General features: G+C 56.9%; 21 protein-coding genes and 1 pseudogene. 12 read left to right on the top strand and 10 right to left on the bottom strand.

From position 1 onward, the window contains the following. From atpD to ACQKPE_RS04595, 6 genes are all read left to right on the top strand, one after another. The coding region (gene atpD, locus ACQKPE_RS04620; protein WP_427663616.1) for a F0F1 ATP synthase subunit beta at positions 1-864 on the top strand (864 nt) is incomplete at its 5' end. A gap of 44 nt (positions 865-908) precedes the next feature. Beyond that, positions 909-1,328: a F0F1 ATP synthase subunit epsilon gene (locus ACQKPE_RS04615; RefSeq protein WP_427663615.1), complete on the top strand. Its 420-nt coding sequence runs from the start codon at positions 909-911 to the stop codon at positions 1,326-1,328. 122 nt (positions 1,329-1,450) lie between these two features. Next, entirely contained in the window at positions 1,451-2,818 is a 1,368-nt protein-coding gene (glmU, locus tag ACQKPE_RS04610) for a bifunctional UDP-N-acetylglucosamine diphosphorylase/glucosamine-1-phosphate N-acetyltransferase GlmU (RefSeq protein WP_427663613.1), read from the top strand. 163 nt (positions 2,819-2,981) lie between these two features. Beyond that, positions 2,982-3,758 (top strand): DeoR/GlpR family DNA-binding transcription regulator, encoded by a 777-nt coding sequence (locus tag ACQKPE_RS04605; protein ID WP_427663611.1) that lies wholly within the window; start codon positions 2,982-2,984, stop codon positions 3,756-3,758. Between the two features lie 2 nt (positions 3,759-3,760). Next, on the top strand, positions 3,761-5,596 hold the full coding sequence (gene glmS / locus ACQKPE_RS04600; protein WP_427663609.1) for a glutamine--fructose-6-phosphate transaminase (isomerizing): 1,836 nt from the start codon (positions 3,761-3,763) through the stop codon (positions 5,594-5,596). A 155-nt stretch (positions 5,597-5,751) separates the two neighbouring features. Continuing rightward, complete coding sequence (locus tag ACQKPE_RS04595; protein WP_427663607.1) at positions 5,752-6,861, top strand: TniQ family protein; 1,110 nt, start codon at positions 5,752-5,754, stop codon at positions 6,859-6,861. On the opposite strand, the gene ACQKPE_RS04590 is transcribed toward ACQKPE_RS04595, so the two are convergent. Further along, on the bottom strand, positions 6,761-7,081 hold the full coding sequence (locus tag ACQKPE_RS04590) for a hypothetical protein (protein WP_427663605.1): 321 nt from the start codon (positions 7,079-7,081) through the stop codon (positions 6,761-6,763). The two genes, ACQKPE_RS04595 and ACQKPE_RS04590, sit on opposite strands and share 101 nt — an antisense overlap. A gap of 357 nt (positions 7,082-7,438) precedes the next feature. Here ACQKPE_RS04590 and ACQKPE_RS04585 point away from each other — a divergent pair, with 357 nt between their 5' ends. Beyond that, entirely contained in the window at positions 7,439-7,747 is a 309-nt protein-coding gene (locus ACQKPE_RS04585; protein ID WP_427663603.1) for a hypothetical protein, read from the top strand. A 233-nt stretch (positions 7,748-7,980) separates the two neighbouring features. After that, a pseudogene (locus ACQKPE_RS04580) lies at positions 7,981-8,334 on the top strand (hypothetical protein); the annotation flags it as partial. Positions 8,335-8,353: 19 nt separating this feature from the next. Here ACQKPE_RS04580 and ACQKPE_RS04575 read toward each other — a convergent pair. Next, a complete protein-coding gene (locus tag ACQKPE_RS04575) occupies positions 8,354-10,681 on the bottom strand; it encodes a KAP family P-loop NTPase fold protein (protein ID WP_427663601.1) in 2,328 nt (775 codons plus the stop codon). Between the two features lie 1,035 nt (positions 10,682-11,716). Between ACQKPE_RS04575 and ACQKPE_RS04570 the strand changes: the two genes are divergently transcribed. Beyond that, a complete protein-coding gene (locus tag ACQKPE_RS04570) occupies positions 11,717-12,280 on the top strand; it encodes a tyrosine-type recombinase/integrase (RefSeq protein WP_427663617.1) in 564 nt (187 codons plus the stop codon). A gap of 148 nt (positions 12,281-12,428) precedes the next feature. Here the strand turns inward: ACQKPE_RS04570 and ACQKPE_RS04565 are convergent, their stop codons facing one another. Next, positions 12,429-12,638, bottom strand: a complete 210-nt coding sequence (locus ACQKPE_RS04565) for a hypothetical protein (protein WP_427663599.1) — start codon at positions 12,636-12,638, stop codon at positions 12,429-12,431. Between the two features lie 236 nt (positions 12,639-12,874). On the opposite strand from ACQKPE_RS04565, the gene ACQKPE_RS04560 reads away from it, so the two are divergent. Continuing rightward, positions 12,875-13,783 (top strand): LysR family transcriptional regulator, encoded by a 909-nt coding sequence (locus ACQKPE_RS04560; protein ID WP_427663597.1) that lies wholly within the window; start codon positions 12,875-12,877, stop codon positions 13,781-13,783. A gap of 39 nt (positions 13,784-13,822) precedes the next feature. Here ACQKPE_RS04560 and gloB read toward each other — a convergent pair whose 3' ends face one another. From gloB to ACQKPE_RS04535, 5 genes are all read right to left on the bottom strand, one after another. Continuing rightward, positions 13,823-14,605: a hydroxyacylglutathione hydrolase gene (gene gloB / locus ACQKPE_RS04555; RefSeq protein WP_427663595.1), complete on the bottom strand. Its 783-nt coding sequence runs from the start codon at positions 14,603-14,605 to the stop codon at positions 13,823-13,825. Positions 14,606-14,796: 191 nt separating this feature from the next. Further along, the gene (gstA, locus tag ACQKPE_RS04550) at positions 14,797-15,408 is read right to left on the bottom strand and encodes a glutathione transferase GstA (protein WP_427663593.1); all 612 of its coding nucleotides are present in this window, start codon (positions 15,406-15,408) and stop codon (positions 14,797-14,799) included. 1,282 nt (positions 15,409-16,690) lie between these two features. Then, entirely contained in the window at positions 16,691-17,596 is a 906-nt protein-coding gene (locus tag ACQKPE_RS04545) for a plasmid partitioning protein RepB C-terminal domain-containing protein (RefSeq protein WP_427663591.1), read from the bottom strand. Beyond that, positions 17,593-18,486 (bottom strand): ParB/RepB/Spo0J family partition protein, encoded by an 894-nt coding sequence (locus ACQKPE_RS04540; RefSeq protein WP_427663589.1) that lies wholly within the window; start codon positions 18,484-18,486, stop codon positions 17,593-17,595. Before ACQKPE_RS04540 ends, ACQKPE_RS04545 begins: the two co-directional genes overlap by 4 nt. After that, positions 18,486-20,039, bottom strand: coding sequence for a recombinase family protein (locus tag ACQKPE_RS04535; protein WP_427663587.1), 1,554 nt, complete (start codon positions 20,037-20,039; stop codon positions 18,486-18,488). The genes ACQKPE_RS04540 and ACQKPE_RS04535 overlap by 1 nt, the downstream gene beginning before the upstream one ends. Positions 20,040-20,161: 122 nt before the next feature. On the opposite strand from ACQKPE_RS04535, the gene ACQKPE_RS04530 reads away from it, so the two are divergent. Then, positions 20,162-20,515 (top strand): hypothetical protein, encoded by a 354-nt coding sequence (locus tag ACQKPE_RS04530; RefSeq protein ID WP_427663585.1) that lies wholly within the window; start codon positions 20,162-20,164, stop codon positions 20,513-20,515. A 184-nt stretch (positions 20,516-20,699) separates the two neighbouring features. Continuing rightward, positions 20,700-21,479, top strand: a complete 780-nt coding sequence (locus ACQKPE_RS04525; RefSeq protein ID WP_427663583.1) for a hypothetical protein — start codon at positions 20,700-20,702, stop codon at positions 21,477-21,479. A gap of 152 nt (positions 21,480-21,631) precedes the next feature. Here ACQKPE_RS04525 and ACQKPE_RS04520 read toward each other — a convergent pair whose 3' ends face one another. Together ACQKPE_RS04520 and ACQKPE_RS04515 are read right to left on the bottom strand one after the other, a co-directional pair. After that, positions 21,632-21,784 carry an abortive infection family protein gene (locus tag ACQKPE_RS04520; protein ID WP_427663581.1) on the bottom strand — a complete coding sequence of 51 codons (153 nt, stop codon included), beginning with the start codon at positions 21,782-21,784 and terminating at the stop codon, positions 21,632-21,634. 12 nt (positions 21,785-21,796) lie between these two features. Next, entirely contained in the window at positions 21,797-22,384 is a 588-nt protein-coding gene (locus ACQKPE_RS04515; protein WP_427663579.1) for an abortive infection family protein, read from the bottom strand. Positions 22,385-22,392 lie beyond the last annotated feature (8 nt).

The raw sequence follows: 22,392 nt of genomic DNA, 5'->3' as shown, positions 1-22,392 counted from the left end.
TATTCCGTGTTCGCCGGTGTGGGTGAGCGTACTCGTGAGGGTAACGACTTCTACCACGAGATGAAGGACTCCAACGTTCTCGACAAGGTAGCGCTGGTCTACGGTCAGATGAACGAGCCACCAGGAAACCGTCTGCGCGTAGCGCTGACCGGCCTGACCATGGCTGAGAAGTTCCGTGACGAAGGTAACGACGTTCTGCTGTTCGTCGACAACATCTATCGTTACACCCTGGCCGGTACCGAAGTATCCGCACTGCTGGGCCGTATGCCTTCGGCAGTAGGTTACCAGCCGACCCTGGCCGAAGAGATGGGCGTTCTGCAAGAGCGCATCACTTCGACCAAAGAAGGTTCGATCACCTCGATCCAGGCCGTATACGTACCTGCGGACGACCTGACCGACCCGTCGCCAGCCACCACCTTCGCCCACCTCGACGCCACCGTCGTACTGTCCCGTGACATCGCCTCCCTGGGTATCTACCCAGCGGTCGACCCACTGGACTCGACTTCGCGCCAGCTGGACCCGAACGTGATCGGTACCGAGCACTACGAAACTGCCCGTCAGGTCCAGTATGTTCTGCAGCGCTACAAAGAGCTGAAAGACATCATCGCGATCTTGGGTATGGACGAACTGTCCGAGACCGACAAGCAACTGGTTGCCCGCGCTCGTAAGATCCAGCGCTTCCTGTCGCAGCCGTTCTTCGTGGCCGAAGTCTTCACCGGTTCGCCAGGCAAGTACGTTTCGCTCAAGGACACCATCGCTGGCTTCAGCGGTATCCTCAAAGGTGACTACGACCACCTGCCAGAACAAGCGTTCTACATGGTCGGCGGCATCGACGAAGCGATCGAGAAAGCCAAGAAACTGTAATCCCGGCGCCCCGCAAGGGGCGCTAATCAGGTTGAGGCAAGCAGATGGCTATGACAGTCCATTGCGATATCGTCAGCGCGGAAGGGGAAATCTTCTCCGGTCTGGTCGAGATGGTAGTAGCGCACGGCAACCTGGGCGATCTGGGTATCGCTCCAGGCCACGCGCCGCTGATCACCAATCTCAAGCCGGGCCCGATCACGCTGACCAAGCAGGGTGGCACTCAGGAGGTGTACTATATCTCCGGTGGCTTCCTCGAAGTGCAGCCGAACATGGTCAAGGTTCTCGCCGACACCGTGCAGCGCGCTGCCGACCTGGACGAAGCACAGGCTCAGGAAGCCCTCAAGGCTGCTGAGAACGCGCTGAACGCTAAAGGCTCGGACTTCGACTACGGCGCTGCTGCCGCACGTCTGGCCGAGGCTGCAGCCCAGCTGCGTACTGTCCAGCAATTGCGCAAAGGCAAGTAATTCGGCCTTGGCCGGACACTTTCGCTGCGATTGAGTTAAAGGGTAGCCTCGGCTACCCTTTTTCTTTTTCTGAATTTCTCTTTTGGTCACGTCCCTGACCGCCCAGGATTGGTAGCCAGTCAATGTCCCTCGATATCGTCATTCTCGCCGCAGGCCAAGGTACCCGCATGCGCTCTGCGCTGCCGAAGGTGCTGCACCCGGTCGCAGGCAACTCCATGCTCGGCCACGTTATCCACAGCGCGCGCCAGTTGCAGCCCAAGGGAATTCACGTGGTCATTGGCCATGGTGCCGAGCAGGTCCGCGAACGCCTGTCTGCCGATGACCTGAACTTCGTCATGCAGGACAAACAGCTGGGCACCGGCCATGCGGTCGCTCAGGCGTTGCCAGCGATCACTGCCGACACCGTGCTGGTGCTCTATGGCGACGTGCCGTTGATCGAGGTAGAAACCCTGCAACGCCTGCTGGCCAAGGCCAACGCCCAGCAGCTCGGCCTGCTGACCGTGAACCTTGATGACCCAACTGGCTATGGCCGCATCGTGCGCGACGCCCAGGGCCAGGTGGCGGCTATCGTCGAGCACAAGGACGCCAGCGACGCGCAAAAAGCGATCAAGGAAGGCAATACCGGCATCCTGGCGCTGCCGGCGAGCCGCCTGGCGGACTGGATGGGCCGCTTGTCCAACAACAACGCCCAGGGCGAGTACTACCTGACCGACGTGATCGCCATGGCGGTGTCGGACGGCTTGGTGGTGGCCACCGAGCAGCCCCACGACCCGATGGAAGTGCAGGGCGCCAACGACCGCCGCCAGCTGTCCGAACTCGAGCGTCACTACCAGTTGCGCGAAGGCCGCCGCCTGATGGCCTTGGGCGTGACCCTGCGTGACCCGGCGCGTTTCGACGTGCGCGGCGAGGTGACCGTGGGCCGCGATGTGCTGATCGACATCAACGTGATCCTCGAAGGCAAGGTGGTCATCGAGGACGACGTACAGATCGGCCCGAATTGCGTGATCAAGGACAGCACCCTGCGCAAGGGCGCCGTGGTCAAGGCCAACAGCCACCTCGAAGGCGCCGTGCTGGGCGAGGGCAGCGATGCCGGCCCGTTCGCTCGCCTGCGCCCGGGCAGCGTGCTTGAGGCCAAGGCCCATGTGGGTAACTTCGTCGAGCTGAAGAATGCGCATCTGGGAGAGGGCGCCAAGGCGGGTCACCTGACCTACCTGGGCGACGCCGAGGTAGGCGCGCGGACCAACATCGGTGCGGGCACCATCACCTGCAACTATGACGGCGCCAACAAGTTCAAGACGGTGATGGGCAAGGACGTGTTCATCGGCTCGAACAACTCGCTGGTGGCGCCTGTGGAAATCAAGGATGGGGCCACGACTGCCGCGGGCTCCACCATCAACCAGTCGGTCGAGGCTGGGCAACTGGCGGTGGCGCGGGCGCGTCAGCGCAATATCGATGGCTGGAAGCGGCCGGAGAAAATCAAGAAGAGCTGATTATCCACAGGCCTTCTTCGAGAAGCCGACTTATGTGAATAAGTCGGCTTTTTTGTTGGGCTGGCAGGTAAAGCTAGCGAATAACTTATCCACACCTTGACGGATCGCTCATCTTAGGTTTTGATTGCCATCATTATCTTTCGAATCGAAACTTAAGCCTGTCATGTCGAAACGAAACACGCCCCAGCGCCGCCACAACATCCTTGCCTTGCTCAGTGAGCAGGGCGAGGTCAGTGTGGATGCCTTGGCCAAGCATTTCGAAACGTCGGAAGTGACTATTCGTAAAGACCTCGCCGCCCTCGAAGCCAACGGCCTGTTACTGAGGCGCTACGGCGGCGCCGTGCCAGTCCCGCAAGAGATGCTGGTCGAAACGCAGCAACCGGTGTCTTCCTACAAAAAAGCTATCGCCCGCGCCGCTGTAGGGCGGATCCGCGAACACGCGCGCATCATCATCGACAGTGGCAGCACCACCGCCGCGATGATCCCCGAACTGGGCCGCCAGCCGGGTCTTGTGGTGATGACCAACTCGTTGAACGTGGCCCGCGCCATCAGCGAGCAGGAGCACGAGCCCGTGCTGCTGATGACCGGCGGCACCTGGGACCCGCATTCCGAGTCGTTCCAGGGCCAGGTCGCCGAGCAGGTACTACGCTCTTACGATTTCGACCAGCTTTTCATCGGTGCCGATGGCATCGACTTGGCACGCGGCACCACCACGTTCAACGAACTGCTGGGCCTGAGCCGTGTCATGGCCGAGGTGGCCCGGGAAGTGATCGTGATGGTCGAGTCCGACAAGGTCGGGCGCAAGATCCCCAACCTCGAGCTGCCCTGGGGCAGCGTAAGCACCCTTATTACGGATGATCGCCTGCCCAGCGCGGCACGCGAACAGATACAAGCACGCGGCATCAACCTGATCTGTGCCGCGATCAGCCAGGAGCAATGACCATGTGTGGAATCGTCGGTGCAGTCGCCGAGCGCAACATCACTTCCATCCTCATCGAAGGCCTCAAGCGCCTGGAATACCGTGGCTATGACAGCGCGGGCCTGGCGGTGTACACCCAGCAAGGCCAGCTCGAGCGCCGCCGTCGTATCGGCAAGGTCAGCGAGCTGGAAGCTGCCGTCGCCGCCGAGCCGCTGCTCGGCCAGCTGGGCATCGCCCATACACGCTGGGCCACCCACGGTGCGCCGACCGAGCACAATGCCCACCCGCATTTCTCCGGCAATGAAGTGGCGGTGGTGCACAACGGCATCATCGAGAACCACGAGGAACTGCGCGAAGAACTGAAAGGCCTGGGCTACGTGTTCACCTCGCAGACCGACACCGAGGTGATCGTTCATCTTATCCACAACCTGCTGAAGACCCAGCCGAACCTGGTCGATGCCCTCAAGGCAGCGGTCAAGCGCCTGCATGGCGCCTACGGCCTGTCGGTCATCAGCGCCAAGCAGCCCGACCGCCTGGTCGCCGCGCGCAGCGGTAGCCCGCTGGTGATCGGCCTGGGCCATGGCGAGAACTTCCTGGCCTCCGACCAATTGGCCCTGCGCCAGGTCACCGATCGCTTCATGTACCTGGAAGAAGGCGATATCGCCGAGATCCGTCGTGACCAGGTGAGCATCTGGGACCAGGCCGGCCAGCCGGTGCAGCGCGAGACCGTGCAGTACCACGAAGGCGCCGAGGCCGCAGACAAGGGCACCTACCGCCACTTCATGCTCAAGGAGATCCACGAGCAGCCCATCGTGGTGCAGCGCACCCTCGAAGGCCGCCTGGGCAAGGACCACGTCATGGTCCAGGCCTTCGGCCCGCAGGCTGCCGAGCTGTTCGCCAAGGTGCGCAACGTGCAGATCGTCGCCTGTGGTACCAGCTACCACGCCGGCATGGTCGCGCGTTACTGGCTGGAAAGCCTGGCCGGCATTCCTTGCCAGGTGGAAGTGGCCAGCGAGTTCCGCTACCGCAAGGTAGTGGTGCAGCCCGACACCCTGTTCGTATCGATTTCCCAGTCTGGCGAAACCGCCGATACCCTGGCCGCGCTGCGCAACGCCAAGGAGCTGGGTTTCCTCGGAAGCCTGGCAATCTGCAACGTCGGCATCAGTTCGCTGGTACGTGAATCCGACCTGACCCTGCTGACCCTGGCCGGCCCGGAAATCGGCGTGGCCTCGACCAAGGCGTTCACCACCCAGCTGGTGTCGCTGATGTTGCTGACCCTGGCCCTGGGCCAGGTACGTGGCACCCTGGAAGCGGGCGTAGAAGCCGAGCTGGTGGACGAACTGCGTCGCCTGTCCACTCGTCTGGGTGAGGCACTGGCGATGGACAGCGTGGTGGAGAAGACCGCCGAGCTGTTCGCCGACAAGCACCACACCCTGTTCCTCGGCCGTGGTGCGCAATACCCGGTGGCGATGGAAGGCGCGCTCAAGCTCAAGGAAATTTCGTATATCCACGCCGAAGCCTACCCGGCCGGCGAACTCAAGCACGGCCCGCTGGCCCTGGTGGACGCCGACATGCCGGTGGTCACCGTGGCGCCGAACAACGAGCTGCTGGAGAAGTTGAAGTCCAACCTGCAGGAAGTGCGTGCCCGTGGCGGTGAGCTGGTGGTGTTCGCGGACGAGCAGGCGGGCATGAGCAATGGCGAAGGCACCCATGTGATCAAGGTGCCGCATATCAATGACGCGCTCGCGCCGATTCTCTACACCATTCCGCTGCAACTGCTGTCGTACTACGTCGCAGTGCTCAAGGGCACTGACGTCGACCAGCCGCGCAACCTGGCCAAGTCGGTGACGGTGGAATAAGCCATCACCTGAGCGCGAGCACTGTGATCTCGGAGATTAAAAACTGTTTCTGAGATTAAAAACTGTCGCAGAGGGGGAGCCGTCCCTGGCTCCCTCTCTCTAGACGACCTTCCTTTCTTCCGTTTCCTTTCACGTAACCTGCTTCGGCGCCCTCAATGCCATTGCCCATTCAGCCCGACGAATCGCTCGCATCATACGTGCGGCGTAACTTGCACCTCAGCTGGCACATCGACGTTCCGCTGACCTTCCATCAGCTCGGCACCCGTCACGTGCTGAAGACGATTGAGGTAAAGCGGCTTGCGGAGGCGATGGGGTGGCCAGGATGCTACGGCTTCAATCGGCTAGTTCACGGCCACACCATGATGGCGTCGACTCACGTCTTCAAAGCCCGCTGGGACCACGCCTACTCAGGAAAGCAGTACATTTCCGAGGGTGAACGCTTCAGTGTGTGGGATTCCTCGTTCTGTCCAGAATGTGTCCGTGAAGATTTGAAGAACCGCGGCTTCTCCTACTGGCGGCGGTACGTCGCGCCTTATGTGACCGTATGCTCCAAGCACAACGCAGTCCTTCATAATCTCTGCCCATTCTGTGATAAGCCTTTCAACGGTGTGGGGCATAACCTGGATGTCATGTGGCGAATGTGCCGCGGCCGACACCTCGCTGACGCGCCCATGGTGCCCAATGAGGATCCCACTGCGTTGCGTCGCGCAGAAATCTATCACCAGCTTTGCACCTCAACCCACTACATTTCCGATTTGCACGCTGCTAGCGCTGCTTGGGAAAGAGCAGCTGCACTCATCCCTAATCTGCAAGGCGCAGCAGCTGCAAGGATGGAGTTACTGCACGGCGAGCTCGGGATTTTACGCAAAGCGCTGGAGACCGCGCGTATCGGTGGCCAAGGCCAAACTATGGCCAATATGAATGCCCGGATCTGCGATGCGGTGGTGGGAGTGTATGAGAGCTGTGATGACTTTGAAGCGGACATCCGCTCATTGGCACAGCGAGGTCGGGTTACTGATTCGCTGTGGAGCACCTACCAGTCAGGTGGCAGCGAGTCAGCCCACTTTGTCGATGAAAATTATGAGCAAGGCGTGGGGTATTGGTCCTGTCCAAACCCCAGTCCGCATTCGGACGAACAGAGCATGGAGCTCTCCTTGCTCTCGATTAGACGTGGTAAATGCGCAGGCGAACCTGGCCGCCGCCGACGTGCAGAACCCTGGCTTTGTACATCTCGCCTTGGCCCATGCAATTGCGCAGTTGGGTGAGGTGCGGGTCGACAATGCTGCCGGCCTCCGCGCCGTTCCACAGGGCGATTACGATCTGCGGGTTATTGGCCTGGGCGAAGACGACGTCTAGGATGTCGTTTGGCTTCAACTGAGCAATCACCGCTGCTTTCGGCGAGGCCAGCTGGGTATCGAATTGGAGAGTGGTGCAGGAAGTGGTTGGGGTGGAAGGCCCCAGGTAGCTGACGCCAGAACCAGACATGTGCATTTTCCTTTGCGTGTCAGATAGAGCCCAAAGCAATAGCACAGTTGCAAGGCAAATGGCCATACTCCTCTTGTCCGATTGCGGTCGTCAGTATTAGGCCCAGGGCTTACATGGAAAGAGTTGCCGAGATTTTTACAAAATGAGTCAAATAAAAATATATATGGAGAACGATTCTCAACAGAAGCCTATTAGACCTTAACCATTAAAAAGAAACAGGTTTTGTAGGGAATTGGCCATTGACGGTAACGCACAAATTCTGCAAAAAATTAACTAGCTGGTTTAGGTTTGAACCGAGTGGGTTTCTTCGCAGGTGACCAGCGTTACCCACGTCTGCGTAGTGCTGAGGATGTACCTATGAGACTTCACGTAATGCTTTCGCTCGATTTTTCTGACGCTAAGGAGAACCGCTATTCCTTCAATAAATTCCTGGAAGCCAAGGGCTGGGAAAAGCTGACCGCCGTTGATACGGTTTGGCACCGCGAGTTCGGTTACAGCCAGTCCAACGCCTATCTGGTAGCCCATACGCTCGAGAAAGATTTGACCGATGCGGCCAAGGAATTCAAGCCCCATAGCATCGAGTATGTCGCGCAGATCGGCAATGCGGCACCTATCAAATGCGGCGTGGTGAAAAAACCTGCAGGCTACGAGCACGTGACCCGCTGATTGCGCGCTGGCCGCGGGGATGTCAACCTCCGGTGGAGCCGGAGGCGACATTCGCCATCACGTGGCTGAACCACTCCATCCCATGAAGCTTTGTTCAATCCAGGCGTGCAGGCTGAACCTGCCTGCTCCGATGGTCATCAAGCTAGAGAGCACCGCCGATTGCCAAATTGGCAAAGAATTGCTGCCGTTCCTGAATGACTGAAAGCTCGTTGTGGAAGACGAACGCCGCCGTAATGACGAACAAGCCAAGCATCAGAGCTCCCAGTAAATGGGTGTCCGGGGTTAGTAGACCACTACATCAAGACAAAGCCCCTGAGGAGTTGCAGGATCAGATCCTCCATGTTATGCGTCCGGACGCGGAGCTCCATGGCAAGATCCCGAGACCCCTGCGCATGCCGATGACTAACCTATTGCGGGTAGTGAACTCGTACTACAGCAACAGGATTGAGGGAAACTCCGCAGTGCCGGCGGACATCCTACGTGCCGAGCATGCTGCAGATGCGCCTATAGAGGCCAAAGTCGGCAAGGACCTCTTAGAGGTCAAATGCCACATCGAAGCGCAGCGTCGCCTCTCCGACGACCCCATAAAAGGCCTGCAGCAGGCCTTCAGCGATAGATCCAATCCCCGTTATTTTGTTGCCATGCAACAAGATGATCGTGCAGGGTTTTCAGGGCCACTTCATGGCCAGGATGATCGTCAGGGTTGATTGCATCGCATCTTGCCTTAGCAAACTCCAAACCGATGAAGTCAGCGAACGCACTCCGACTGAACATGTTGTGGACCTTGGACACTCGGTCGCCAGCGGTATGGCTTCTTCCCGTGCTCATCATGCTGGTAGCCATTTCTACAAATCCTTGGTCTGTGTCGATAGCTTCAAGCAGCCACCGCCTTGGCTCATCCTGGTCCGCAGAGTACTCCTTCCATCGATACAGAAGTCTGACCAAATCGGGGTCTTCGAGCATCGCTTTGACGTCGATGGATTGAGCTCTCACCAGATTCAACCAAACTACCTTCATCGCCTCGATGGTCTCTAAATCAAGCGCCGGTTCCACATCCGATCGATCTTCATCCCCTCGCTCAGCCGGATCACTGAGGTGAATAAGCATTGAAGCGATGGACAGACCTTTGGTTACGCGAAGAGCTTCCAGCGCCAGACCACCACGTTGGTCTTCCGGGATGCGCTTCAAGTACCAGGACGTCGCTCGCCAGGCGCAAACCCATGGTGAACTGAATGGATCTCCGTCAGATGCTACGAGCTTCTGAGCAATCAGGAACATTCCTGGGAGCAGTACCTCTGGGGTTTCCAGCGGTAGTCGTTCGACGCTTTCGTCCAAACGGGCAGCCAGTGATGATAAAAGCCCGTCTGACTCAATCTCAGCGACCGAAGATGCAAGCGTGTCCTCTGTAGCAGCCGCTGCCAGGAAATCGACGAACCGTTGCTCAGACATTTCTCCGACCGCTGTTTGGAGCTCAAAGTATCTTGGGAAAAAGCGAGACGTGCAGACTTGTTTAGCACTCAGCCATTGAGTTCGGAAATTGCTGGAAAAATGAGTCCCGCCGAATGCCCATTCGATCGGCGGGAAGAGGAACCTGATCGTGTTCCGGGCGTAGTCGCGGTCCTCAGCCTGTGTTGACTCGACGAGTCGTTCGGCGGCTGCTTTGAACTCTGGATCACGGCGGTCACCGCTAAACCTGCGTTCCTGAAGAACCAATGACCTTTCACGGAATATCGCCATGTGAAGGTCAGGCTCGAATACGCGAACGGTTTCTAGTACGAAGAAGTCTATGAGATTGACCTCAAGCAAATCCCCTGTGGCATGCAGTGGCAAATGCACCGCAATTGATGAGATCAGTCTGCGTGCGTCTCGCATGTTGCGTACGTGAGGAAGAATGCACCCAAAGAGGGCATTGCCCCAACGAACGTCCTCAAATCCGTTTGCCTCGGTTGCATAGCGTCCGGCGAGCTCAGAGAGTTGCTCTGTGAAGATGGTCTGGACGGTTTGCACCGGAACCGCTGGTAGATCGAAGTTGGCCTGAACGATTTTTTCCAGGAAGGCGCGACCATCGCCGTCAGCGACAGGATCCAGCGCTCGTTCAACGATGCTTGGTTGGAACAACAAGACGAAAACGATATTAGGCAGGTTGGCATTCGCCTTGACCTGGCGAAGCAGTAGCCGGATTTGGTCTGGCTCTAACCTGTCGATATCGTCGACGAAGACGATCAGAGGCTGTTTCAGCTTTTGAAGGTGGCTTTCCAGCTGCTCCCGAATTTTGTCCAGTGGCTCATTGCTTCGGTCACGCCCCTTGATCGTCAACCAGCGCCCAGCCAAGGATGTAACAATAGCAAGTACTGCGAGCCCAGCCGCGATCTTTGCTACGTTGGGGAGATCAAACCCTATTGAGGAGGCAACGAACACTACTGACGCGCTGGTCAGTACCGATGAAATGAGACTATTGTCGCCGCTCGTTTTTTTAAGTGGTGCACTAATGCTTGTGAGAATAGCCCCGTATTTTCTGAGCTTTTCTGCCCTAGCGAGTCCGTCTTTAGACAGGTCGCCGCCAAGCTGATCAGCAATTTGGCTGAATAGCGCTCGTGCAATGGCGTTGCCGTCTCCCCATTGCCAGGGGTTGAATTCGAGCCAGTCTGCGGTTTTGGATTTGGCGCCCAGCTGTTCGATTACTAGATATTTGAGGGACGATTTCCCATAGCCCCAACCACCCCGGATGGAGAATACACGTCCTTCGCGGGGGCTGAGCTCTGATAGGACTTGTGCTATCCGTTCCGCATAGTCTGTTCTTCGCAATCGATCCTCTAACTTCGTCCGGATCGGCGCTTCGGAACCAATTTCCACTGGAGAAGAGGTGCAGGGCTGTTCGGCCTGTTGTTTGTACGCGGTCCATATCGCTTTGATCTTGGAAATCAAATTTCTCATAGTCCATTCGATCCAGCGCAAGTGGCCACTGCGGTCTGCTGAGGTGAACTCTGGAGACAAGCCGTCGATGTGGCCAATGATTTGAGCGGGAGCTGGCTATTGTCGGGCCTTGCTAGCGAAAGGTTTTTAGTCATAGCGTCGCTTGAGTCCATTCGATTTCGCGTCATCCTAGTCGATCTTGCTTGGCCACGAGAACGATTCCGTATAGTTTGTCCAGGTCGCCTGCGCTAGAGGGCGTCCCTTCAGCCTGAGATCGAGATAGAATTCAATCGCGGTCGTGTAGCCATTGATGGCCGTGTCGAAGCCCTGCGCCATGGGAGGGCCAGTCGCAGCGAGAACTGAGCACCTACGACCTGTGCGGGGTCAGCCCGCCGGTGGCCGAACTGATCGGCGGGGTCACCAAGCTGGTCGAGGACGCTGAGGCTGAGGCTGAGGCTGAGGCAGAAGAGCAGCAGGCCGACCAATCCAACGGAGAAAGGGGTCGACATGGCCCATGAATTCGGTGAGCTGAGCCCGAAAGAGCAGTAGATCATCCGCTCACACCGGACAGAGCTGGAGCAACAGCGGCAGGATGAAGAGTTTCGGTTGAAGGCTCTGGAGGTAGCCGCTCGATACGAGAAGTGGCTTCAGGAAAACGATCTTGGGGACTCGTATTCGACGTTCATCAACCAGTTCGACTACCAGGAGCGGGACGGCAACGAACTGCACGAGTTCATCGTGGCGATCCGCATGATGTCCACAACCGACTCGGAGAATTCCCACAGCAGAAGGTATGCCCGTTCAAGGTCCGAAAATAGATGGTGAAGGCGGTCAACCTTGACCCCTGGGATCTTGTGGGACCGCCCCCTGGACGATACATCTTGGACCCGAAGCCATGGTACGTAGCTAGCCCCAGCACCCGAGCCGAATCCATTCGTGACATGCCGTTTGAGATCGTTTTCTGTTTTGAAACTACGGCCGCGCAACGCTACCTCCTCAGCCTCAACCACCCTCCCGCAGGCGACGCCAAAAAAGATCACGGAAAAAACCGGTCCTCTGAAAGCCCCGCTCCGACTGAAAGATATCTGGGCCATTCGGGTAAGGCTCCAAATCGCGGAGGAGACACGTGATTTAGCTCTTTTCGATCTGGCAATCGACAGTAAGCTACGAGCTTGCGATTTGACCAAGCTGCGCGTCCGCGACGTTGCTCATGGGGAGCACGTGTCATCGCGGGCAATAGTGATGCAGCAGAAAACCCAACGGTCTGTGCAGTTTGAGATTACAGAACAGACGCGGCTGGCCCTAGAAGCCTGGATAAATCAAGCCCAGCTCCATAACGAGGATTGCCTTTTTCCTAGTCGGCTACACGCCTCAATGCATCTTTCCACCCGACAATACGCCCGGATCGTCAAAGCGTGGGTAAAAGAAATTGGCCTTGATCCAGCGATGTACGGTACCCACACCATGAGACGTACGAAGGCATCCCTGATCTATCGCAGGACAAAGAACTTGAGAGCAGTTCAGCTCCTACTCGGCCATACGAAGCTTGAAAGCACAGTGCGATACCTAGGTATTGAAGTCGATGACGCATTGGAGATGGCGGAGCAGACAGAGGTCTGAAAGACTACAGCGACGGTTGTGGTATGACAGTCGCTATCCGACCAACGCAGCCAATCCTGAATGATGGCTTTCACTCTATGGCAGTTAAGCCCGCGCTGTTCAAGTGGCCGAAGCGCATTCGTGTGGTCCCCGGTACAGGCCTTGCCCGCTACTGACGAATAAGCGGTTGATGTCCTAGCGCATAGAGCTGATAGTCGGTAACGACTTGAAAGGCCGACTCTGCAAGAACACGCAGCCGCTCGAACTGTTCAGGAGTCTCGCCAGAAACTTCGGCCTCGTGGTAAGTGCGAAGCGCGACAAGTGCGTCCTGCATCAGCGGTTCGCCGGCCTCAATCATCCCCGACAAGGTTCTTTTCATATGTTGCTCCCTTTCTCACCTGGAAGTGTAGCTTCTTACATGGCCGAAAGAGCCTTTATGGTCACTTATTACCACCCTCGTGGATGAGGACATCTTGCATGATGAGATGCTCTCGACCCAAAAGCTGCCAATCTCGAATGACGGCTTTCGGTTGATGGCAGTTAGCCGACGAGACCCAAGTTGCGAGGCGCCCCCATCGCAATCGCCCCAAATCATGCAAGCTCCGAGGAAGGTAAATGAACAAGCTTCAAGCGATGGAGGTATTCGTGCAGGTGGTGGATGCTGGCGGGTTCACACGTGCAGCGGAAAACATGAGACTGCCCAAGGCAACAGTGAGCACGCTGGTACAGGCCTTAGAAAGGACGCTGTCAGCAAAACTTCTGAACAGGACTACGCGGCATGTCAGCGTGACCGCCGAAGGCGCTGACTACTATGAGCGCTGCATACGGGTTCTCTCGCAGATACGGGATGCCGAGGACGCATTGGCACACAACCGCCTCAATCCGACAGGTCGTCTGCGCATCGATGTGGCCACCTGGCTGGCCAGCGAAGTGATCGTTCCGGCCCTACCGGCATTTTTGGCCATGTACCCCGAAATCCAGCTAGAAATCGGCTGCGGCGACCGGCCCGTGGACCTGGTCGAGGAAGGCGTGGATTGCGCCATCCGTGGCGGACGCCAGTTGGCCGACTCGCGGTTGATTGCCCGACGAATCGGGACTGTGCGCTATCGTACCTGCGCATCGCCTGCCTACCTGGAGCGCCATGGCCGCCCTTTACACCCCAGCGAGCTGACGCAACACCAGTGCATCAACTACTTCTCCGCACGTACCGGGCAGATATTCGATTGGTATTTCGCCCGTGAGAGTGAGCGCATTCAGGTCACGCTTTCTAGCCCTGTAGCCCTCAACGATAGCTCTGCCTATACCGTTGCGGGTGTGGCAGGCCTGGGTATCGTGCAGATGGCGGAAATTTTGATGACCCCCATGATTCTTGATTCGCGGTTGATACCTGTCCTTGAGGAATGGACCAACGATCCCCTGCCTATCTACGTGGTGTATCCGCAGAATCGGCATCTTTCAGCCAAGCTTCGCGTATTCGTCGAGTGGGTTACGCAGCTCTTCGCCGCGCATCCCGATCTGCATTGAATCCCTCAGGCGGTAGCCGCTTTTTCGCTCATTTTTCAGCTATTGGAAAGCATCCTTCATACGGCGCAGTTGGGCGAAGACCTCCCAATTCGCGCTCTCCTTGCAATCCAAGCGTTGACGTATGGAGTCTTGATCGACGCGCAGAAACGGATTGGCCGCGAGCTCCGTTGCTAGTGTCGATGGAACAGTCGGCATTCCCGCATTCCGCTTTTCCTTTATCAGCTTGATCTGCTTCAGCAGATCGGCGTTGTCCGGGTCGATAGTGAGCGCGAAGCGGGCATTCTTGGCAGCGTACTCGTGTGAGGAATAAATGAGCGTTTCCGGCGGCAGCGACCTTAATTTGTCGATCGAGGTCCACATCTGAGCCGGTGTCGCCTCCTGGACTCGTCCGCAGCCAAGATGAAAGATCGTGTCTCCAGAGAAGAGCAGTCCGGCTTCCTTGAACCAGAAGGCGATATGCCCGATCGTATTGCCTGGAACGTCGATCACCCTGACGATATGCCCGGCAAACGCTATCGTGTCGCCTCCGACCACCCCCTGATCGAGGCCAGGGATATCATCCGCCTCGGCCGCCGGACCGATGACCCGCGCTCCAGCCTTGCGCTTGATCTCAGTGTTGCCCGAAACGTGATCCCAGTGATGGTGAGTATTGAGGATCAGATCCACACGCCTTCCATCCAGCATTTCCAATACCGGACTTGCCTCGGTAGGATCTACCACAGCCAACGCGCCGGTCCGCATATCCTCTATCAGGAAAATATAGTTGTCATCGAGGACGGGCAAGACTTGGACCGACAACTCATTGCATTTTTCAGCGATCATCTTGGACTCCTGTAAATAATGAATCTCGGCGCTCTTTGATAGGGATTAGGGGCGCCGCTGGCTGGCGAACTCATTGCACTCGCATCTCTGCTTCGTTTGGTTCGGCGCCGCTCGGGGGCATTGAACTCCGAATGAATGATCGCCGCCGCCAGCCCTTGATCCTGGCTGGCGACGTGCGATCTGATCACGGGTCAGCGCGAAGGAAGGCCCTCTGCTGCGCGTGCTGCCCGGACGCTGGGCCGTAGTTCCATACGCTGCATGAATCGTTCGATGGCTGGGTATACGGACATGTCGATACCCGCACGAGGTGGCCAGCTCAGCACGTTGTAGAGATAGGCGTCAGGTGCGGAAAATTCGCCGCCGAGCACGTAATCGTTGATCGACAGATGCGCTTCGACGAACCCAAACCGACCTTTGAGATATCCCTCGGCATAACGACTTTTCGCATCGTCGTCGAAAAATGGCTGGAACATGGTCGACATGCCTTTGGCCAGGTCGGTCGCGATAACGTTGAGCCATTCCAGCGCGCGATAGCGCTCTTGTGTGCCGAATGATGGCAGCAGCTTGAGGCCTGGGTTCTGATCGGCGATCCATTGCAGGATGACTGCACCCTCGGTGATGAAGTGACCGTCATCGAGAACCAGGGTCGGAATGAAGCCTTTTGGGTTCACTTCAAGATAATTACCCTCGACCGTAGTTTTCGTGGCGAAGTCTACCTTGACTAAATCGAAGTCGAGAGATGCCTCGCGCAACACGATAGCCGGGGAAAGCCCGCAGGAGCCAGGGGAGTAATAGAGTTTCATAAGTTCTCAAGTTGTAAGTTTGAAGGAGAAAGTTATGATTCAAGGACTTTCAGTTTTTCGACCATGCGAATCGTCTTGGAAAAGTTGGCCAGGTTGACCGAAATGCTCGTCGCCAAGTCGTAGAATTTTCTGAATGTAAATGAAGTAACTTACGTGGAAAAAAGTTACCTCAGCGTTCGACGGCCGACTACACGGGACGACTCGAATTCACTATTCGGCTTTTTTGGAACAATGGCTGATTCAATCGCATTCGCTTAGCATTTCGAGCTCCAAACGGCCGGTCCACGTCAGGCGTCTGCGCGGTCTCTTCATTTCAACTATGGTGGCCGCAGAGCTATGAAGACGGCTACAGCCACCTGACTGAATCGCCCTGGCTTTGGTAAAGATCTCTACTCGGGCCATTGGCCGAGAAGCTGATGACCCAATATGTAGAGGGATTGAGTCGGAAGTTTTGAAAGCCGACGGGCATTAGCTGCACTTACGGATGGCCCTATGGGTCGAAGCTGCCGGTCGTGGGTTACTGCTTTCGACCCGTAGCGGACATCGAGACGTCCGCCGCGACTTGCTGCTACTACTGATGAAATGCTGTGCGGGGCCTGCAACCCGTACGCCGCACGTACGACGCGAGCGATTCATCGGGCTGTATGGTCAATGGCATTGAGGGCGCCGAGGATGTTTACGTAAAGGAAGGGCAAAGAGGAAGGCCTTCTGAAGAGACGGGGCCAGGCGCGGCCCCCTCTGAGACAGTTTTTAATGTTTGAAAACCGTTTTTAATGTGCAGAATTACAGTTGGATTTTGAGAATTAAAACTGTCGCACCGGAACCCGAAACTCGCGGGCTCCAGCGACATGTTTGTAAAGGGCAAAACTGTCGCACCTGGCCAAACAGCTGTTTCGGCCCGATGCTCTAGAGAATTAAAACTGTCGCACCCATAAACGACGCGGCTTTCAGACGCATCCAAGAGGAAGTGATGGTGCGCTCTTGCGGCACATTGACGCCCTGGCAGCTCCTGATTCGTGAACGGCATGAGAGCATCCCAATGCTACGCAACTTGACGCGACTGAACCTCAGCGTCAATAGGACGGCGCAACACTTCGATTTCGCGGCGAAACCCGAAAAACTGATGCCAATGCCAGCCTTGGTCCCAATGTCCCACTGATTGCGACCTCTACGTGGGACGAAGCCGCGATTTCAACCAGAGCACATGCCCTCACCAACATAGAACTGACGATCTGTCCCAAAAACGAATGATGACCTCCCACTCAGCGCAGCCGGTAGAGGTCTATTCACGCTCCAGACTACGAGCATCGGCGGTAACCGCCTCCACAACCCCCGCCAGTTCGCGCACCAGGTCAGGCTCGAAACGCTCCAAGTAAGATGCGATAGTCTGATTGCGCAGCATACGAGACACATAGCCCTTGGCAACCACGAGTACCAACATGGTTTCGCCAAGGGTGTCTTCAACCAACCGGTAGTCGTGGTAGAGCTTTTCCATTTCCCGCTCCATACGTGCAATGTCTTCAGCAGTCACGCCCTCACTGACTTTCTTTGCCTCAACCAGCTGTTCAGGACGCGTTGCGGCCAAGACCATTTCGGCATAGCGGCCAGTAAAACAGTTAGCCGACATCATCATCTCGACTAATTCGATCTGGCGCATAGGCTTCATCTTGCGCAGCACGCGAAAAACTGCGTGACTGACCATTCGCGTTTTCAGCATCTCAGCGACTTCCGGCGCTATCCCCCGCAGCAAATGCTGGCGCTCGCGGATGCGTCCAACGTCGACGCTCAAGACTTCGGCAATCCGCTCGGCGGTCGTTCCTTTGCGAATGGCCTCCAGAATCATCTTGTGCTCTTGAACTGGGGTAAGTCGGTTGATCTGCCGGTTGTAGGTGAAGCCTTCGTCATCTGTCGCCAACAGGCACAACGCGTCTTTTGCTCCCAACTGTGCGAGCGCAGCTAGCCGCAAATGACCATCCAGCAACAGGTAACGGGGCTCCTCTCCCGCCCCGTAAACCGGCTCGGGATGCACCGCAAGCGGTTCAACCACCCCCAGCTCACGGATGGAAGCTAAGATCGCCGCATACTTGGCGGAGGTCAGCATATCGTGGGTGACTTGGCGAGAGGGCAAGATCAGCGGTAGGCGGACGGTAATCAGATCAGGTTCAAAGGCACGCTTGACTACAGTCATGCGTCCCCCCGAATACGCTCAGCCAATACCTGCGGCATGTCATCAATGCCTTCGCTGCGTAAGATTGAGCAAAAAAAATCATCGGCCAGTAACCGACGCAATGCGGTAACGACGAAGAGCAATCGTTGCTCACTGATGTCGGCCTTCTTCACCATCAGGCGCTGACGGCGCACCTCAGTCTGATAGGCGGTCAGCAACTGGCGGGGAGTGGTCATGCGCTCGCCTCCCTGATGCTTACCATAATCTTTCCCTAGAACCCGTCGACGGTCGATCAGACGCCGCACCTTGATGAGTTCATCCCCTTTCAACAGCCCACTTTCATAGGTCTCGACCATGACGGCCTGGACCTGGGCATCGTCAGACCGTGCCACATGGATCGCGACTTTAATCGGTAGCCAGCCCTTCTCGACGGCAGCGATCAAGCGCTCCTCTCCTTGCCGCAACAAGATCAGAATGCCGCCGACATAGGCACGGTCCAAACAGGTTTTCTGGGCAATCTGTCTAATGGAGTAACCACGCTCGTGCAGTACGTTGATCGCCATCAGCAAGTCGCGGTTCGAGTGCTTGCGTCGCGCCAGATTCTCTACCAAGCTGATGAGATAGCGGTCCGCCTCAGCCGCAGTCACCACGACCGCCGGAATGACCGACTCCCCCAGGACCTTGAAAGCTTCGAAGCGCCCCTGCCCACAGATCAAATCGAAACTCGAGCCGTTACGGGTCACAGTGATCGGTCGTTTCAACCCCAAACTCGCAATGTTTTCCACCAGGCGTGCAAACACTTGTTGATTGCGACTACGCGGGTTGAGCACGCGAATATCCGTGAGCGGGATCTGCGCAATAGGCGCTACCTGAGCCACATGAAGTGCAAGATGCTCTCCCGATGTGGCCATTACGCAGCGCTCCCCAGGGGGATACGTCGACTCAGGGCCGCCAGGATATCCAAGCTGTCGAACCGGTAAAGTTCCAGTTCGCGTGGATTAGTATCTCCCAGACGCAGGTGAGGTGCCGCCAAATCGATCATGGGAAAGAGGTAGTAATCAAGCACTTCCTGCTCACCGGGGAGCATGCGAACAGCGACCGTCAGGTCCGGTAATAAACCGAAGTCGAAGCGTAGCTGCCAACGTCTGCGCGGCGACTCTGAGCATTGGCAGCGGCACAACACCACCGAGATCGAGAACTCATCATTAACCCAAACCAATTGGGTCTGAGGGTCGACCGAGATGCGTCCACCGACAAGACGAATGCGCTCCTGCGTGTCGACCAAGATCTGCGGATACAGCTCTCGCAGTCGGCGATTGGCCTCCAGAAAGCTGTAGTCTCGTGCGGGTGAATAACCAATCAAGCTGTAGCTGCGTAGCAAACTACCAAAGCGCTGGCTATAACAACTGCTGGAGGGGCAATCCTCTTGCTCATCAATGATCAAACCAGATAGACAACCTCGCTCCGCAAATAGTTGCTTCAGCGTGGCTAGCATTTGCTCATCAGTCCAGTGCTGTGACCGCGCACGGATGATGGCCTTCGCCGCGAGAAACAAGGCGTGGTCGACCAATGAGGAGAAGGCACCGTCGGCCCGCACGAACTGATCAACTGGATTAGGTGTACGAGGCTGTTTCAGCTTGCCAGACGTGCGATTCCAGACGTTGTTACCGATGTACTTTTCGTTGATCAGGACCTGATGCACTACGCCCCGTGTCCACGGCCGCTGGAAGTCTGTTAGTAGGCCACGCCGATTCAGCTGCGTTGCAATCTCAGCTTCTGTTCGACCTTCCCTGACAAAGGCCTGGTAAATGTCTTGAACGACCTGTTGCTCGGACTCAGGACCTGGCGTGAGGATCACCCGATCCGTCTGAAGGCTTTTGTACTCTCCCCGACCCAAGATTGCTTTAGGCTGCCCAGTCTGATCGATAAGTTGACGACGCAATCCATAGCCAGCTGGACCTCCTTGTCGGTAGCCCAACTCGACCAGGCGCGACTGCCCCGCAAACACCTTGACGGACAGCTCACGGCTGTACTCACCGGCCATCATGCGCTTAACGCTCTTGATGATGCTGGAGACCGGTGAGCCATCGTTAACGAACTGTTCGGCACAGTATTCTACCCTGACACCCGCCTGCCGACATCGAACTTCGTAGCTGGCGCTCACATCAGGGTCCTGAAAGCGCCCCCAGCGACTTACGTCATAGACCAGAACTACAGAGAACTCGGACTGATCCGCCTCAACGTCTCGAAGTAGCTGCTGAAGAGCTTCCCGACCATTTAGGCTCAAGCCACTTTTCCCCGCATCGGTGTACACCCGGATAATCTCCAGCTCATGCGCTGCTGCATAAACGCGAATCGCATCCAGCTGATTCTCAGTGGAGTACTGCTGGTGTTCCGTCGACATGCGGACGTAAGCGGCGGCTCTATTGCTGCCCTCTGCCAGGGATAGCTGTGCTCGTCTCATTTGTTGATCGATGCCCCCTCAGCAGCTTGTGGTCTACACCCATGCCAAGCCGTAGACCGCACCACGCCTACCGGTCTTCGTCAGATACTCCACAAACGAATATAAAGAGGAGACACAGAAAAATGATCGCGAAAATGGGCAATTCATTTCCAATCAATGCAGAAATCTACGCCAGCGCCGTAGCCGCTGCCCTATGCACCGAATTAGGCACGTCACATAGAGCAATTAAGACGCTGCGCCATTGGACCGATGCCAGTGAGCGTACCGCTAAGCACTGGCTGGCGGGCAGCCATGGTCCCAGCGGCCTTCACTTGGTTGAATTGATGCGGCATTCAGACCATGCGCTTCAGGCAGTGCTTGAATTGGCACAGCGGAACTCGTCCGTGGCAGTGGTCTGGCTTCCCGCTTTGCGCGAGCGTTTGCTTGACGTCGCAGAAATGATCGAGGCTTGCCTGGGTCCTGGCAGCGCTCGCTGACAGCCCGTGGCGCGGTCTCCCGATCTCTCTACCCGTAACACGCTTGAGGTAGAATCAAAAGCCTTCTGGGTGAGGAGAAAAGCTGAATGATGCGAAGCGTGCAGGGCCTGAGATGACATTAGTGGCACCAACTCCAAACCTTGTGCTGCCTCGGCGATGCAATCTTTGCCTAAGGCGGGGCAAGATGACCAAGGATCACCTATTCCCCAAGGGCCTCGTATCTCCCGGTCAGCGCCAGGTGACGAGGATCGCACAGCAGGTTGACCCGAACTTCCGAGGCCGCCAGGGCACCTTCTTGGCGCAAAACGGCGTAACGAAATCGACGCTTTGTTCAGACTGCAATAACAGGGTGCTAGGGGCCGAGCTCGATCCCGCGTTAATTGATGCCTACAGAGCAGCGTCGAAACCGTTGGAATCAGCGAGATACCCTGTTATGGGGCATATTTACCTGCATGGAGTACACCTCAATAAAGTCGCCCGCGCCGTTGCTGGTCATCTGATCGCGCTGAGTGACAACCCAGAACCAAGATCACTCATGATCCGGCACCTGCGACGGTTCGTGCTGGGCCGAGGTAATCTTCATTCCAGCCTGCAATTCCACATGTGGCTCTACCCTTCATCCCGCCAGGGCATGCTGAAAGACTTATTCCATACGGTGTTTGGGGCTGGCTACGAGCCGATGCAGATATCGGCTTTCAAGACTTATCCGCTCGCCTTTGCGTTCAGCACTGTGATCGAGAACCCCAACTACCGGCTGAATGGAGTGATGGATCTCACCCCATACGTGTCGAGCGAAACAATGGCATACAACCTAACGGTACCCACTCGCCCACTCGTCGATTTCAACTGGCCCTATGCCCCTCACCGCAATGGCGCGATCCTTACGGGCAACACCGGCAGCCTTACCACTCAGCCGTTTAAAAGCGAGGGTACTCAGCGGGTAAGGCTGAAGTTCGGAAGGTGAGTTCCCCGGACGCTTACGGCTCTACGGCAGAACCGGATGCAGCTGGGTCGATCCTATAGCCAAGGACCAAACTTTGCCCCAGCTCGGCCGAGGCAGCGCACTTGAGAGTTACAGCTGCTGCAGCCAGCACTGACAAGGACTTGAGGAGATTCTCAACCCTGCTCTTGACCTGATCGAGACTCCCAGGTTGCAAGCAGAAACATCGCCATCGAGCCCGCTAGGTTTACGGCCAGTTCGGCGTGCCGAGGTGCTGGCTTCGCACCAGCTTTACCCTTTCCGTGAGCATCACTTAGGCGATTTCTCAACGAACCCAGCCCCTATACAACGGCAGTGCAGCCTCCCAGAATTTGCTTGAAAACTACCTCCTCATGCTGTGCCTTCGTCAGATTGAGCAGAGTGGCTGTTTTCTTGTAGAGCTTGTTGAGATCAGGATTTGTCTCGTGCTCGCTATCGCCGGCATCCTCAAGGATATGCTTGCAAACAGACTCAAGAAGCGTCCGCGCCATGGTGATTGCTCCCTCAGGATCTGAGGCACGGCGTTCAATCGCTTTTGTCCAGGCAGTACGTACGTGGTCGGCATCGAGGCGGTTCACCGCTTCAGACACTACTGCATCAGCAGGATGCACATCGCCGGACTCTGCGTAATCGGCAAGTGCTCTGAACTCGTCCCAAATGAAGCTTCTACGTTCCGCGTACGACCCAAATTTTGGCTTTATGAAGCCCCAGAACTGATCTAGGTTCCGGTACCGCTTCACCCACGCAGGAGCAAGCGACGCCGCACGTGGGTTGTCCAAGATGCTCTGACGGTAAAGGGGATAGTCACGCTCGTCGTCGTTGTTCCCAAGCCCCGTCGCGCGGTTCACGTAGATAGCCTGTAAAGCGTCAACATCGTCGATCAGAGACACTGATGTCT

This window comes from Pseudomonas sp. NPDC089554, from assembly GCF_050280645.1.
Lineage (GTDB): Bacteria > Pseudomonadota > Gammaproteobacteria > Pseudomonadales > Pseudomonadaceae > Aquipseudomonas.
This window is presented reverse-complemented; position numbering and strand designations above follow the sequence as displayed.

Excerpts from the sequence above, each read along its gene's own strand:
- ACQKPE_RS04615 (WP_427663615.1), top strand. The coding sequence starts at position 909 with ATGGCTATGACAGTCCATTGCGATATCGTCAGCGCGGAAGGGGAAATC.
- glmU (WP_427663613.1), top strand. The coding sequence starts at position 1,451 with ATGTCCCTCGATATCGTCATTCTCGCCGCAGGCCAAGGTACCCGCATG.
- ACQKPE_RS04605 (WP_427663611.1), top strand. The coding sequence starts at position 2,982 with ATGTCGAAACGAAACACGCCCCAGCGCCGCCACAACATCCTTGCCTTG.
- glmS (WP_427663609.1), top strand. The coding sequence starts at position 3,761 with ATGTGTGGAATCGTCGGTGCAGTCGCCGAGCGCAACATCACTTCCATC.
- ACQKPE_RS04595 (WP_427663607.1), top strand. The coding sequence starts at position 5,752 with ATGCCATTGCCCATTCAGCCCGACGAATCGCTCGCATCATACGTGCGG.
- ACQKPE_RS04590 (WP_427663605.1), bottom strand. The coding sequence starts at position 7,081 with ATGTCTGGTTCTGGCGTCAGCTACCTGGGGCCTTCCACCCCAACCACT.
- ACQKPE_RS04585 (WP_427663603.1), top strand. The coding sequence starts at position 7,439 with ATGAGACTTCACGTAATGCTTTCGCTCGATTTTTCTGACGCTAAGGAG.
- ACQKPE_RS04575 (WP_427663601.1), bottom strand. The coding sequence starts at position 10,681 with ATGAGAAATTTGATTTCCAAGATCAAAGCGATATGGACCGCGTACAAA.
- ACQKPE_RS04565 (WP_427663599.1), bottom strand. The coding sequence starts at position 12,638 with ATGAAAAGAACCTTGTCGGGGATGATTGAGGCCGGCGAACCGCTGATG.
- ACQKPE_RS04560 (WP_427663597.1), top strand. The coding sequence starts at position 12,875 with ATGAACAAGCTTCAAGCGATGGAGGTATTCGTGCAGGTGGTGGATGCT.
- gloB (WP_427663595.1), bottom strand. The coding sequence starts at position 14,605 with ATGATCGCTGAAAAATGCAATGAGTTGTCGGTCCAAGTCTTGCCCGTC.
- gstA (WP_427663593.1), bottom strand. The coding sequence starts at position 15,408 with ATGAAACTCTATTACTCCCCTGGCTCCTGCGGGCTTTCCCCGGCTATC.
- ACQKPE_RS04545 (WP_427663591.1), bottom strand. The coding sequence starts at position 17,596 with ATGACTGTAGTCAAGCGTGCCTTTGAACCTGATCTGATTACCGTCCGC.
- ACQKPE_RS04540 (WP_427663589.1), bottom strand. The coding sequence starts at position 18,486 with ATGGCCACATCGGGAGAGCATCTTGCACTTCATGTGGCTCAGGTAGCG.
- ACQKPE_RS04535 (WP_427663587.1), bottom strand. The coding sequence starts at position 20,039 with ATGAGACGAGCACAGCTATCCCTGGCAGAGGGCAGCAATAGAGCCGCC.
- ACQKPE_RS04530 (WP_427663585.1), top strand. The coding sequence starts at position 20,162 with ATGATCGCGAAAATGGGCAATTCATTTCCAATCAATGCAGAAATCTAC.
- ACQKPE_RS04525 (WP_427663583.1), top strand. The coding sequence starts at position 20,700 with ATGACCAAGGATCACCTATTCCCCAAGGGCCTCGTATCTCCCGGTCAG.